Annotated in this window: 12 protein-coding genes; 11 read left to right on the top strand and 1 reads right to left on the bottom strand. The window is 67.2% G+C overall.

Annotated features, from left to right (window positions below; translation table 11 throughout):
* The first annotated feature begins 28 nt into the window (after nucleotides 1-28).
* Nucleotides 29-460 carry a hypothetical protein gene (locus tag R0232_RS19385; protein ID WP_431509107.1) on the top strand — a complete coding sequence of 144 codons (432 nt, stop codon included), beginning with the start codon at nucleotides 29-31 and terminating at the stop codon, nucleotides 458-460.
* Between the two features lie 3 nt (nucleotides 461-463).
* Here R0232_RS19385 and R0232_RS19380 read toward each other — a convergent pair whose 3' ends face one another.
* Nucleotides 464-1,717, bottom strand: a complete 1,254-nt coding sequence (locus R0232_RS19380; protein WP_431509106.1) for a D-amino acid dehydrogenase — start codon at nucleotides 1,715-1,717, stop codon at nucleotides 464-466.
* A 445-nt stretch (nucleotides 1,718-2,162) separates the two neighbouring features.
* On the opposite strand from R0232_RS19380, the gene rpsB reads away from it, so the two are divergent.
* The 10 genes from rpsB (at nucleotide 2,163) to R0232_RS19330 (ending at nucleotide 12,645) form a co-directional block, all read left to right on the top strand.
* A complete protein-coding gene (rpsB, locus tag R0232_RS19375; protein ID WP_093342273.1) occupies nucleotides 2,163-2,915 on the top strand; it encodes a 30S ribosomal protein S2 in 753 nt (250 codons plus the stop codon).
* Nucleotides 2,916-2,994: 79 nt separating this feature from the next.
* Nucleotides 2,995-3,918, top strand: a complete 924-nt coding sequence (tsf, locus tag R0232_RS19370; RefSeq protein WP_093342272.1) for a translation elongation factor Ts — start codon at nucleotides 2,995-2,997, stop codon at nucleotides 3,916-3,918.
* Nucleotides 3,919-4,020: 102 nt separating this feature from the next.
* Nucleotides 4,021-4,743, top strand: a complete 723-nt coding sequence (pyrH, locus tag R0232_RS19365; protein ID WP_057591659.1) for a UMP kinase — start codon at nucleotides 4,021-4,023, stop codon at nucleotides 4,741-4,743.
* 12 nt (nucleotides 4,744-4,755) lie between these two features.
* Nucleotides 4,756-5,316: a ribosome recycling factor gene (frr, locus tag R0232_RS19360; RefSeq protein ID WP_093342271.1), complete on the top strand. Its 561-nt coding sequence runs from the start codon at nucleotides 4,756-4,758 to the stop codon at nucleotides 5,314-5,316.
* Between the two features lie 8 nt (nucleotides 5,317-5,324).
* On the top strand, nucleotides 5,325-6,062 hold the full coding sequence (gene uppS, locus R0232_RS19355; RefSeq protein ID WP_431509105.1) for a polyprenyl diphosphate synthase: 738 nt from the start codon (nucleotides 5,325-5,327) through the stop codon (nucleotides 6,060-6,062).
* A 27-nt stretch (nucleotides 6,063-6,089) separates the two neighbouring features.
* Complete coding sequence (locus R0232_RS19350; RefSeq protein ID WP_208510885.1) at nucleotides 6,090-6,935, top strand: phosphatidate cytidylyltransferase; 846 nt, start codon at nucleotides 6,090-6,092, stop codon at nucleotides 6,933-6,935.
* Nucleotides 6,932-8,122 (top strand): 1-deoxy-D-xylulose-5-phosphate reductoisomerase, encoded by a 1,191-nt coding sequence (gene ispC / locus R0232_RS19345; RefSeq protein ID WP_431509104.1) that lies wholly within the window; start codon nucleotides 6,932-6,934, stop codon nucleotides 8,120-8,122. The genes R0232_RS19350 and ispC overlap by 4 nt, the downstream gene beginning before the upstream one ends.
* Nucleotides 8,123-8,161: 39 nt before the next feature.
* The gene (rseP, locus tag R0232_RS19340; protein ID WP_431509103.1) at nucleotides 8,162-9,592 is read left to right on the top strand and encodes an RIP metalloprotease RseP; all 1,431 of its coding nucleotides are present in this window, start codon (nucleotides 8,162-8,164) and stop codon (nucleotides 9,590-9,592) included.
* A 39-nt stretch (nucleotides 9,593-9,631) separates the two neighbouring features.
* On the top strand, nucleotides 9,632-12,082 hold the full coding sequence (bamA, locus tag R0232_RS19335; protein WP_093342264.1) for an outer membrane protein assembly factor BamA: 2,451 nt from the start codon (nucleotides 9,632-9,634) through the stop codon (nucleotides 12,080-12,082).
* On the top strand, nucleotides 12,082-12,645 hold the full coding sequence (locus R0232_RS19330) for an OmpH family outer membrane protein (protein ID WP_093342263.1): 564 nt from the start codon (nucleotides 12,082-12,084) through the stop codon (nucleotides 12,643-12,645). Before bamA ends, R0232_RS19330 begins: the two co-directional genes overlap by 1 nt.

Raw genomic sequence — 12,645 nt, 5'->3', positions numbered from 1 at the left:
CGATTCTGCCCCTGCCTATGATCGCGCGATGAAACGTCTCGGGCTTCTCGGCTGGCTGATCGCGCTGCTGCTTGCGTGGTTCGTGGCCTTCGTTGTCACCAGCATGGTGCTCAGTGAAGGCCTGGCTTGGGCGCTGGGGTGGCTGGCCATCGTCTGGGCCGTGTTCCTGCTGGCCGAATCGCTGCGATGGGTGCCGCTGCGCGACCTGGCCTGGGCCGCGAGTGTCGGCTGGGGCTTCGGGCTGATCCGCTGGCTCGATCCCATGATCGATGGCGCCGCGGGTGCGTGGCGCTGGCTGCTGATGGCGGCGGACCTGCTGTGCCTGGCCGTCTGCGTGCTGGTTGCGCCTGCGTTGCTGTTCGGGCTGGCCCGGCGTCTGCGGCCGCCGGAGCCGCCACCCCTGCCAGTCGAGAGGCCGGCCGCCCATCCGCGCCAGTGGGGCCCCAAGGACGGGGCCTGAGCCTCAGCTTGCCAGTCGTTCGACGCCCAGGCCTTCGAGGTCCACGCCGGGGTCTTGCCCGGCGATCAGGTCGGCCACCACGCGCGCGCTGCCGCATGACAGCGCCCAGCCGCTGGAGCCATGGCCGAGGTTGAGCCACACGCCCGGAATGCCGCTCGCGCCGAGCACCGGCGGCCCGTCGGGCAGCATCGGCCGCGCGCCTTTCCACTGCTGCACGCCCGACTGCAGGGTCGCCGCGCCCGGGAACCAGTCCTGCAGCACCTTGTAGAGCGTGAGGATCGCGGGCTGGCTCAAGGTGTCGGCCGAGCCGCCGATCTCGGCGCTGCCCGCCACGCGCACGCGCTGGCCGAGCCGCGAGATCGCGACCTTGTAGCGTTCGTCCATGATCGCGCTGCGCGGCGCGTTGAGCGGCTCGCGCACCGGTGCGCTCACAGAATGGCCGTAGACCGGCGCCATCGGAATCCGCAGGCCGAGCGGACGCAGCAGCGAGGCCGAGCCGAGTCCGGCGCAGACCACCACCGCATCGAAGTACAGCGCATCGGAACCGCTGGCCAGCGACACCGAGGTGGGCGCGGCGCGGCTCAGCGGCGCGATGTCGCAGTTGAAGTGGAACTGCGCACCGAGCGACTCGGCCTCCCACTTGAGCAGCAGCGCGAACTGGCGGCAGTTGGCGACCTCGTCCTCGGGCAGGTGGATCGCGCCGGCCAGTGGCGTGTCGGGATTGAGGGCGGGCTCGATCAGCCGGGCCTCGTCGGCATCGACCTCGCGGAACACGCTGCCCGCGCCGCGCAGCACCTCGAGGCCGGGCTGGACCAGCTTGCGCTCGCGCTTGGAGCGCAGCAGCACCAGGTAGCCGTCGCTGCGCTCGTAGCTGAGTTCGCGGGCCTCGCTCACCTCGTGCAGCCGGGTGCGGCTGTAGAAGGCCAGGCGCTGCATGCGTGCGCGGTTCGCGAGGTAGGTTTCGAGCTTGCAGGCCTTCTGCCAGCGCGACATCCAGCCGAGGTCGCGCGAGGTCAGCGGCCAGCGCAGCTTGATGGCGCCGTGCGAGGACAGCAGCGAGCGCAGCACCTTCAGGCGCATGCCGGGCGCCGCCCAGGGCGTGACGTAGCCGGGCGCCACCACGCCGGCATTGGCGAAACTGGCCTCCTCGGCGGCGGCGCCCCGGCGTTCGAAAACGGTCACTTCATGGCCGTCGGACGCCAGCTCCCAGGCGGTGGTGACACCGATGATGCCGGCGCCCACGATCGCGATTTTCATTGAGATTCAGGATAAAAAAGAGTGCTGACGCCCATCTGACGAAGGTGCCTAGCTATTGTTTTTGCAGCAGCCATGCCGTCTCGTCGTGCAGCGCAGCATGCCAGAGCATTGGCGCCCCGGGGCGTTCCCCGGGTACACGGCGGGGCATCGGGGGCGCGCATCCGTCGAACGGCGTCCGACGGGTGGCTGGAAGGTGGGGCTTCGGGATCTGGCAAGGCGTGCGGGGCAGGGGTGTCCGAGGTGCGTGCTATACTCTTTGGGTTTCGCTCACGCGGTACTTCATCTGTCAAGACGGAGCGCCACGCCGACGAAACACATTCGCAAACCAGCCCAATCAAGGTGTTGCGACCTCGCTGATGCAGCGTTGCCGGCCAAGCCGGCATGCAGTGTCCAGCGGAGTGCAAAAACGGGCTGGATTTTAGACCCAACCTTCGGAGTAACTTCAATGTCCGTCACCATGCGCGAAATGCTGGAAGCCGGTGTCCATTTCGGTCACCAAACCCGCTTCTGGAACCCCAAGATGGCCCCGTTCATCTTCGGTCATCGCAACAAGATCCACATCATCAACCTGGAAAAGTCGCTTCCGATGTTCCAGGATGCGGCCAAGTACGCCAAGCAGCTGACGGCCAACCGCGGCACGATCCTGATGGTCGGCACGAAGCGCCAGGCGCGCGAAATCGTCGCCGCCGAAGCCCGCCGCGCAGGCGTGCCCTTCGTCGACACCCGCTGGCTCGGCGGCATGCTGACCAACTTCAAGACCGTCAAGACCTCGATCAAGCGTCTGAAGGACATGAAGGCCCAGCAGGAAGCCGGCCTCGACAGCCTGAGCAAGAAAGAGCAGCTCACCTTCACCCGTGAAATCGAGAAGCTCGAGAAGGACATCGGCGGCATCCAGGACATGGCTGCGCTGCCCGACGCCATCTTCGTGATCGACGTGGGCTTCCACAAGATCGCCGTGGCCGAAGCCAAGAAGCTCGGTATTCCGCTGATCGGCGTGGTGGACTCCAACCACTCGCCCGAAGGCATCGACTACGTGATCCCCGGCAACGACGACTCGTCGAAGGCTGTCACGCTGTACGCCCGTGGCATCGCCGACGCGATCATCGAAGGCCGCAACAGCGCGACCAGCGACGTGGTCAAGGCCATCGCCGAAGGTAGCGACGAATTCGTCGAAGTCGAAGAAAGCGCTTCGGCCTGAGCTGCGCGTCCCCGCGCCTGAAGAAGGGGCTTCGTTGCCCCTTTTTTTTAATCTGATTTTCTGAATACGGAGAGAAACAATGGTTGCAATCACCGCAAGCATGGTCGGCGAACTGCGCGCCAAGACCGACGCGCCGATGATGGAGTGCAAGAAGGCTCTGACCGAGGCCGACGGCAACATGGAAAAGGCCGAAGAGCTGCTGCGCATCAAGCTCGGCAACAAGGCCGGCAAGGCATCGAGCCGCATCACCGCCGAAGGCGTGGTGGCTGCCTATGTGGACGACGCCGCCGGCGCGATGATCGAGATCAACTGCGAAACCGACTTCGTCACCAAGAACGACAGCTTCCTGGCGCTGGCCAATGCCGCCGCCAAGCTGGTCGCGCAGAACAACCCGGCCGACATCGCCGCGCTGGGCGCGCTGGCCTACGAGCAGGACGGTTTCGGCCCCACGCTCGAGGACGTGCGCAAGGGCCTGGTCGGCAAGATCGGCGAGAACATGAGCTTCCGCCGCTTCAAGCGCTTCGCCGGCAACGGCAAGCTGGCTTCGTACCTGCACGGCACGCGCATCGGCGTGGTGGTCGAGTTCGAGGGTGACGATGCCGCCGCCAAGGACGTCGCGATGCACATCGCCGCCATGAAGCCGGTGTCGGTTGCCGCGTCGGACGTGCCGGCCGAGCTGATCGAGAAGGAACGCGCCGTGGCCGCGGGCAAGGCGGAAGAAGACCGCAAGACCGCCGAAGCCGAAGGCAAGAAGCCGCAACCCGCCGACATCGTTGCCAAGCGCATCGAGGGTGGCGTGCAGAAGTTCCTCAAGGAAGTCTCGCTGCACAACCAGCCGTTCGTGAAGAACGACAAGCAGACCGTCGAACAGATGCTCAAGGCCGTCAACACCACCGTCAAGGGCTTCACCCTGTACGTGGTCGGCGAGGGCATCGAGAAGAAGGTCGACGACTTCGCTGCCGAAGTCGCGGCCCAGGTCGCAGCCGCCAAGGCCGCTGCCTGAGACCGTCCCCCGCCAGAAGGCGACAGCGTGCAGGTGCATGCTGTCGCCTTTTCACCGCCAAGCTCTACACTCGCCCCCGCTCACTCTTAAAGGAAATTGCCCATGTCTGATCCCCGCCCAGCCCACAAGCGAATCTTGTTGAAGCTGTCGGGAGAGGCACTGATGGGCGACGACGCCTTCGGCATCAACCGCGCCACCATCGTGCGCATGGTCGCGGAAGTGGCCGAGGTCGTGAACATGGGCGTCGAGGTGGCGGTCGTGATCGGCGGCGGCAACATCTTCCGCGGCGTCGCGGGCGGCTCGGTCGGCATGGACCGCGCCACGGCCGACTACATGGGCATGCTGGCCACGGTGATGAACTCGCTGGCGCTGGCCGATGCCATGAACAAGCAGGGGCTGGTGGCGCGCGTGATGTCCGCCATCGCCATCGAGCAGGTGGTCGAGCCCTACGTGCGGCCCAAGGCGCTGCAGTACCTCGAGGAGGGCAAGGTCGTGGTGTTCGCTGCCGGCACCGGCAACCCCTTCTTCACCACCGACACCGCCGCCGCGCTGCGTGGCGCCGAGATCGGCGCCGAGCTGGTGCTCAAGGCGACCAAGGTCGACGGCGTCTACAGCGCCGACCCGAAGACCCATCCCGACGCGACGCGCTACGCCAGCCTGACCTTCGATCAGGCCATCGCGCAGAATCTCGGCATCATGGACGCGGCAGCCTTCGCGCTGTGCCGCGACCAGAAGCTGCCGATCAAGGTGTTCTCGATCTTCAAGAACGGCGCGCTCAAGCGCGTCGTCATGGGCGAGGACGAGGGCACGCTGGTGCATGCCTAGGAGTATTTGAGAATGACCATTGCCGATATCCGCAGCACGACCGACGCGAAGATGAACCAGTCGATCGCTGCCTTCCAGAACAACCTCACCAAGATCCGCACCGGCCGTGCCAACGCCGCGCTGCTCGACTCGATCCATGTCGAGTACTACGGTTCGCAGGTGCCGCTGAGCCAGGTGGCCAACGTGTCGGTGCTCGACTCGCGCACGCTGAGCGTGCAACCCTGGGAAAAGGGCATGGGCGCCAAGATCGAGAAGGCCATTCGCGAAAGCGACCTGGGTCTCAACCCGGCCTCGATGGGCGAGCTGATCCGCGTGCCGCTGCCGGCCATGAGCGAAGAGCGCCGCCGCGAGATGACCAAGCTGGTGCGCAACGAAGGCGAAAGCGCCAAGGTCGCGACGCGCAACCTGCGCCGCGATGCCAACGAGTCGGTCAAGAAGCTGGTCAAGGACAAGCTGGCTTCGGAAGACGACCAGAAGCGTGCCGAAGCCGAGATCCAGAAGGTGACCGACCGCCACATCGCGGAAATCGATCGCCTGATCGCGGCCAAGGAAGCGGAGATCATGGCCGTTTGAGGCTGCCCATGGCCGCCTCCAAGCCGCAGACCATTCCCCACCACATCGCCATCGTCATGGATGGCAATGGCCGCTGGGCCACGCGGCGCTTCCTGCCCCGCGTGGCAGGGCACAAGCAGGGCGTGGAGTCGCTGCGCCGCTGCGTCAAGGCCTGCGTCGACCGCGGCGTGCGGGTGCTGACCGTGTTCGCCTTCTCCTCGGAGAACTGGAACCGCCCGCCCGAGGAGGTCTCGGGCCTCATGGACCTGATGGTCGGCGCGCTGGCCCGCGAGGTGCCGAAGCTCGGCCGCGACGGCGTGCAGCTGCGCTTCGTCGGCGAGCGCGGCGGCCTGTCGCCGAAGATGGTGAAGGGCCTGATCGACGCCGAGAACGCCACGGCGATGAACGATCGCCTGGTGCTCAACGTGTGCTTCAACTACGGTGGCCGCTGGGACATCGCCCAGGCGGCCGCCAAGCTGGCCGAGCGCGGCGAGCCGCTGACCGAGCTCAACCTCGACCGCGCGATGGCACTCGCCCACGTGCCCGATCCCGACCTGTTCATCCGCACCGGCGGCGAACAGCGGCTGTCGAACTTCCTGCTCTGGCAGAGCGCCTACGCCGAGCTGTTCTTCAGCGACAAGCTCTGGCCCGAGTTCGACGAGTCCGCGCTCGACGAGGGCATCGCCGCATTCCAGAACCGCGAGCGCCGCTTCGGCAAGACATCGGCACAGGTCACGACCAACGCCCGATCGCGCCAGACGGCCTGAACCTCTCTCCCCGGACGACCCCGCTGCATGCTCAAGCAACGCATCCTCACGGCGATCGTCCTGCTGGCGATCCTCCTGCCGGCGCTTTTCTATCCTTCCTACGTTCCCTTCGGCTGCGTGATGCTGGTGCTGATCGGCGCCGCGGCCTGGGAGTGGGGGCGCCTCAACGGCTATGGCCAGCGGGTGTCCGTGTTCCTCGGCCTCGAGATGGTGCTACTGTGCGCGCTCTCGTGGTGGCTCGGGTTGCTCGAGCGGCCGCTGCTGCTGTTGTGGACGCTCGCCAGCGCCGCCTGGGTGCTCGGCGGCGCGGCGCTGCTGCGCGCCGCGGTGCCGGGCTGGCCCAAGGTGCCGCGCGGCATTCGCCTCGTGGGCGGGTTGCTGGCGCTCTGGGTGGCCTGGCTGGCCGCGGTGCAGGCGCGCCTGATCGGGATCAACTTCCTGCTCTCGATCCTGGTGCTGGTCTGGGTCGCCGACGTCTTCGCCTATTTCGCCGGCCGGGCCTTCGGCCTCAAGTTCACGCGGCGCAAGCTCGCGCCCGCGATCAGTCCCGGCAAGAGCTGGGAAGGCGTCTGGGGCGGCATGGCGGGCGTGGTGGTGCTGGCGCTGGCCTGGGTCTGGGCCGATGCCTCGGCGCAGGCCGCGGTGGCCAGCCTCTACAGCCGGCTGGCGACGCGCGGCTGGTGGCTGCTGCTGCTCGGCGTGGTCTTCCTGGCGGCGATGAGCGTGGTCGGCGACCTGGTCGAATCGCTGATCAAGCGCAGCGCGGGCGCCAAGGACAGCAGCCGGCTGCTGCCCGGCCACGGCGGGGTGCTCGATCGGGTGGATGCCCTCTTGCCCACGCTCCCCATTGCAATGATGCTGGCTTTTCTGTGAACACTTCCCCCAGACAACGCGTGACGGTGCTCGGTTCGACCGGTTCGGTCGGCGTCAGCACGCTCGACGTCATCGCGCGTCATCCCGAGCGCTTCGAGGTCTTCGCGCTCTCGGCCGCCACCAAGGTCGACGAGATGCTCGCGCAGTGCGCGCGCTTCTCGCCGCGCTTCGCGGTCATGGCGAGCGAGGCCCATGCGGCCGCGCTGGCCGAAAAGCTCCAGCAGAACAATCTGCCGACCCGGGTCCTGTCGGGTGCCGGTGCTATCGAAGAGATAGCGTCGCACGACGAGGTCGATGCCGTCATGGCGGCCATCGTCGGCGCCGCGGGCCTCGGCCCCTGCCTGGCGGCCGCGCGCGCCGGCAAGCGCCTGCTGCTGGCCAACAAGGAGGCGCTGGTGGTCGGCGGCGACCTGTTCATGCGCACGGTGCGCGAGGGCGGGGCGACGCTGCTGCCGATCGACAGCGAGCATTCGGCCATCTTCCAGTCGCTGCCCGAGGATCCCGCCACCTGGGCGCGGCGCATCGACAAGATCATCCTCACGGCCTCGGGCGGCCCGTTCCGCACCCGTGCGCCCGACACCCTCGGCAGCGTCACGCCCGAGCAGGCCTGCGCCCATCCCAACTGGGTCATGGGGCGCAAGATCTCGGTCGACTCGGCCACCATGATGAACAAGGCCCTCGAGGTGATCGAGGCGCGGCACCTGTTCGGCGTGGCACCCGAGCAGATCGAGGTGGTCATCCATCCGCAGAGCGTGGTCCATTCGATGGTGCAGTTCACCGACGCGTCGATCCTCGCCCAGCTCGGCACGCCCGACATGCGGGTGCCGATCGCCGTCGGCCTGGCCTGGCCCGAGCGCATCGAGAGCGGCGCGGCGCGGCTGGATTTCCGCCAACTGGCCGACCTGAGCTTCGATGCGCCCGACGCGGCGCTCTTCCCGGGCCTGGACCTGGCCTGGCAGGCGCTGCGCGCGGTGCCCGGCACCACGGCCGTGCTGAATGCCGCCAACGAGGTCGCGGTCGAGGCCTTCCTGGCGCGCCGGCTGCGCTTCGATCGCATTCATGCGGTCAACATGGAAACTTTGGAGGCGGTCGCGCCCTCCAAGCCGGCGTCGCTGGCCGATCTGCTGGCCCTCGACGCCAGCGCCCGCGCTGCCGCGAATGCCGCGGCGCTGCGCCTTTCCGCCTGACACCTCGCGCGTCACCGATTTCAAGAAGCAAGGTTCCGGATGCTCACCCTCGTTGCATTCATCGTCGCGCTCGGCCTGCTGATCACCGTCCATGAATACGGCCACTACCGGGTCGCGGTCGCCTGCGGGGTGAAGGTCAAGCGCTTCGGCGTGGCCACGCTGCCGTTCGGCAGCCCCGACAGCCCCTCGCTGCTCGGCCGCATCCTGTGGCGCGTCAGCAAGCCCGTCTACGCCTGGAAACCGCGGCGCCAGCATCCGGGCCAGGACACCGAGTTCGCCATCGGCCTGTTTCCCTTTGGCGGCTACGTGCAGATGCTCGACGAGCGCGAGGCCCCGGTGGCGCCCGAGGAGCGGCATCGCGCCTTCAACACCCAGCCGCTGCGTTCGCGCGCGGCCATCGTCGCGGCCGGTCCGATCGCCAACCTGCTGATGGCGGTGGTGCTCTACACGGCCGTGAACTGGATCGGCGTGCAGGAGCCGGTGGCGACCCTGGCGCGGCCGGTGGCCGCTTCGCTGGCCGAGCAGGCCGGGCTGCGCGGCGGCGAGCACATCGCGCGCGCCGGCTTCGAGGGCGACGACCTGACCGAGGTCCAGTCCTTCGAGGACCTGCGCTGGCGCATGACCCGCGGCGCGCTCGACGGCCACGACCTGACGCTCGAGGTGGCGGGGCAGGGCGGCCAGCCGGCCCGCACGCTGGTGCTGCCGCTGAGCCGCATCGAGGCCAAGGACGCCGACGCCCAGATGTTCCGCAAGATCGGCGTGCTCGCGCCCATGACCCGTCCCGAGATCGGCGAGGTGATGGCCGGCGGCGCCGGCGAGCGCTCGGGCCTGCGTCGCGGCGACCTGGTGCGCGCCATCGGCGACACCGCCATCGTCGACGGCCAGCAGCTGCGCGAGGCGATCCGCGCTTCGGTCAAGGAGGGCAAGGCGCTCGCGCTGCCCTGGCAGATCGAGCGCGAAGGCCGCGTCCAGACGCTCGAAGTCACGCCCGAGGTGCGCGACGAGGGCGGCCTGAAGGTCGGCCGCATCGGCGCCTACGTGGGGGCGCCGCCCGACATGGTGACCGTGCGGCAGGGCCCGGTCGACGGCGTCTGGCGTGGCGTGGTCCGCACCTGGGAGGTCTCGGCGCTGACCGTGCGCATGATGGCCAAGATGGTCATCGGCCAGGCCTCGATCAAGAATCTCAGCGGCCCGATCACCATTGCCGACTACGCCGGCAAGTCCGCCAGCCTCGGTTTCACGCAGTACCTGGTGTTCCTCGCGCTCATCAGCGTGAGCCTGGGCGTGCTGAATCTGCTCCCGCTGCCGGTCCTCGATGGGGGGCACCTGATGTATTATCTTTGGGAGGGCCTGACCGGTAAAAGCGTCTCCGACGTCTGGATGGACTGGCTTGGGCGCGGTGGCGTTGCCCTGCTCCTGGTCATGATGTCGATTGCCTTGTTCAACGACACATCGCGGCTCTTTGGTTAACTATCTTGCCGGCCCTTTCCGCGCCGGATCAATTCACAGATGAACAAAAACTTCAGTCGCTTTCGCCTGCGTAGCGTTGCCGCACTGGTGGCCAGCACGCTGGCGGCCACGGCAGCCTGGGCCGTCGAGCCTTTCACCGTGCGCGACATCCGCGTTGAAGGCCTGCAACGCGTGGAGCCCGGAACCATCTTCGCGTCGCTGCCGCTGCGCGTGGGCGACACCTACAGCGACGATCGCGGTTCGGCCGCCATCCGTGCGCTGTTCGATCTGGGGTTGTTCAAGGACGTGCGCATCGACGTCAACGGCAATGTGCTGGTGGTGATCGTCGAGGAACGCCCGACCATCGCCGACGTCGACTTCGTCGGCACCAAGGAATTCGACAAGGCCGCGCTGCAGAAGGCGCTGCGCGAAGTGGGCCTGACCGAAGGCCGGCCCTACGACAAGGCCCTGGCCGACCGCGCCGAGCAGGAGCTCAAGCGCCAGTACGTGAGCCGCAGCCTCTACAACGCGCAGGTCGTGACCACCGTCACGCCGATCGAGCGCAACCGCGTGAACCTGACCTTCACGGTCACCGAAGGCGATTCGGCGCGCATCCGCGAAGTGCACATCGTCGGCAACAAGGACTTCAGCGAGAGCACGCTGCTCGACCTGTTCGACCAGGACAGCGGCGGCTGGCTCAGCTGGTACACCAAGTCGAACCAGTACTCGCGCGCCAAGCTCAATGCCGACCTCGAGACGCTGAAGAGCTACTACATCACGCGCGGCTACCTCGAGTTCCGCGTCGACTCGACCCAGGTCGCGATCTCGCCCGACCGCCAGGACCTGACGGTCACGGTCAACATCACCGAAGGCGAGAAGTTCGTCGTCGCGGGCGTCAAGCTCGACGGCAACTTCCTCGGCCGCGACGAGGAATTCAAGACCCTGGTCACGATCAAGCCGGGCGAGCCCTACAACGGCGAGCAGGTCACGGCGACCACCAAGGCCTTCACCGACTACTTCGGCACCTTCGGCTACGCCTTCGCACGCGTGCAGGCCAAGCCCGAGATCGACCGCACCAACAACCGCGTGACGCTGGTGCTGCAGGGCGAGCCCTCGCGCCGTGTCTACGTGCGCCGCGTGAACGTTGGCGGCAACACCCGCACGCGCGACGAAGTGATCCGCCGCGAATTCCGCCAGTACGAGGCCTCCTGGTACGACGGCGACAAGATCAAGCTCTCGCGCGACCGCGTGGACCGCCTGGGCTACTTCACCGAGGTGAACGTCGAGACCCAGGAACTGCCGGGTTCGCCCGACCAGGTCGACCTGCTGATCACCGTCGCCGAGAAGCCCACCGGCTCGCTGCAGCTGGGCGCCGGCTACTCGAGCGCGGAACGCGTCTCGCTGACTTTCGGCATCCAGCAGGAAAACGTGTTCGGCTCGGGCAACTACCTGGGCCTGCAGGTCAACACCAGCAAGTCGAACCGCACGATCTCGGTGACCACCACCGATCCGTACTTCACCAAGGACGGCATCTCGCGCACGATCAGCGTCTATCACAACACGACCCGCCCGTACAACACGGCGGTCGACGGCGACTACCAACTGGTCAACCAGGGCGCCTCGATCCGCTTCGGCGTGCCGTTCAGCGAACTCGACACCGTGTTCTTCGGCATCGGCGTGGAGCGCTATGCCTTCAACGCCAAGAACACCTACGCGTTCCTGACCCCGAACTCCTACCGCAACTACTTCGGTTGCACGACGCGTCCGATCCCGAGCCTGGTGCCGGGCCTCAATTTCGACGTGATCGACGGCTGCTCGAACGACAGCGTCTGGGGCATCCCGCTGACCGTGGGCTGGGCGCGCGACGACCGCGACAGCGCGCTGGTCCCGACCAAGGGCCGCCTGCAACGTGCCAACCTCGAGGTCGGCATCGGCGGCGACATGCGGTACTTCAAGACCAACTACCAGTACCAGCAGTTCTTCCCGATCAACAAGCAGTACACCTTCGCGATCAACTCCGAAGTCGGCTACGGCAAGGCGCTCGGCGGCAAGGTCTACCCGATCTTCAAGAACTTCTACGCCGGTGGCCTGGGCTCGGTGCGCGGCTTCGAACAGAACTCGCTCGGCCCGCGCGACGTGCCCCTGCTCGGCCAGACCGAAGGCGCCGCGCTCGGCGGTACCAAGAAGGCCATCTTCAACGCCGAACTCAGCACGCCGTTCCCCGGCGCCGGCAACGACCGCACGCTGCGCCTGTACGGCTTCTTCGACGCCGGCAACGTGTTCGGCTCGCGCTCGGCCGGCCTCACCGACGAGCAGTGGAAGGCTTCGAAGAAGATCCGCGCGTCGGTCGGTCTCGGCATCAGCTGGATCTCCCCGCTCGGCCCGCTGCGGATCGCCTACGCCGTTCCGGTGCGGCAGCAGAAGGAAGTGCAGGACCCGAACACGGGCGTCATCCTGATCCCGAAGGATAGAATCCAGCGCCTGCAATTCCAGATCGGAACCTCTTTCTAATGACGCATTTGATTCGCGCCGCGGCAGGCGCGTTGCTGATTCCCGCGATGACATGGATCGCGGCGCCTGCATGGGCGCAGGCGCAGGAAACATTTCGTATCGGCTTCGTCAATCCCGACCGCGTGCTGCGCGAGGCACAGCCCGCGAAGGCGGCGCAGGCCAAGCTCGAGGCCGAGTTCCTCAAGCGCGAGAAGGACCTGACCACGCAGGGCGACGCCCTGAAGGCCGCGTCCGAGAAGTTCGAGCGCGAGGCCGCGGCCCTGCCCGAGAGCCAGCGCAACGCACGCCAGCGCACGCTGATCGAGCAGGACCGCGACTTCCAGCGCCGCCGCCGCGAATTCCAGGAAGACCTCAACGCCCGCAAGAACGAAGAGCTCCAGCAGGTCTACGACCGCGCCAACCGCGTGGTGAAGCAGGTCGCCGAAGCCGAGAAGTACGACGCGATCCTGCAGGAAGCGATCTACATCAACCCGAAGCACGACATCACCGACAAGGTGATCAAGGCGCTCAACGCCTCGGTGAGCACGCCTTCGTCCGCTTCCTCGCCCACGGGCGGCAAGTAA

The organism is Variovorax sp. DAIF25, from assembly GCF_050711835.1.
In the GTDB taxonomy this organism is placed as follows: Bacteria; Pseudomonadota; Gammaproteobacteria; order Burkholderiales; family Burkholderiaceae_C; genus Variovorax.
This window is presented reverse-complemented; position numbering and strand designations above follow the sequence as displayed.

What these genes read in the sequence shown, in the direction of transcription:
- R0232_RS19385 (WP_431509107.1), top strand. Translation starts at nt 29, where the DNA reads ATGAAACGTCTCGGGCTTCTCGGCTGGCTGATCGCGCTGCTGCTTGCG.
- R0232_RS19380 (WP_431509106.1), bottom strand. Translation starts at nt 1,717, where the DNA reads ATGAAAATCGCGATCGTGGGCGCCGGCATCATCGGTGTCACCACCGCC.
- rpsB (WP_093342273.1), top strand. Translation starts at nt 2,163, where the DNA reads ATGTCCGTCACCATGCGCGAAATGCTGGAAGCCGGTGTCCATTTCGGT.
- tsf (WP_093342272.1), top strand. Translation starts at nt 2,995, where the DNA reads ATGGTTGCAATCACCGCAAGCATGGTCGGCGAACTGCGCGCCAAGACC.
- pyrH (WP_057591659.1), top strand. Translation starts at nt 4,021, where the DNA reads ATGTCTGATCCCCGCCCAGCCCACAAGCGAATCTTGTTGAAGCTGTCG.
- frr (WP_093342271.1), top strand. Translation starts at nt 4,756, where the DNA reads ATGACCATTGCCGATATCCGCAGCACGACCGACGCGAAGATGAACCAG.
- uppS (WP_431509105.1), top strand. Translation starts at nt 5,325, where the DNA reads ATGGCCGCCTCCAAGCCGCAGACCATTCCCCACCACATCGCCATCGTC.
- R0232_RS19350 (WP_208510885.1), top strand. Translation starts at nt 6,090, where the DNA reads ATGCTCAAGCAACGCATCCTCACGGCGATCGTCCTGCTGGCGATCCTC.
- rseP (WP_431509103.1), top strand. Translation starts at nt 8,162, where the DNA reads ATGCTCACCCTCGTTGCATTCATCGTCGCGCTCGGCCTGCTGATCACC.
- bamA (WP_093342264.1), top strand. Translation starts at nt 9,632, where the DNA reads ATGAACAAAAACTTCAGTCGCTTTCGCCTGCGTAGCGTTGCCGCACTG.
- R0232_RS19330 (WP_093342263.1), top strand. Translation starts at nt 12,082, where the DNA reads ATGACGCATTTGATTCGCGCCGCGGCAGGCGCGTTGCTGATTCCCGCG.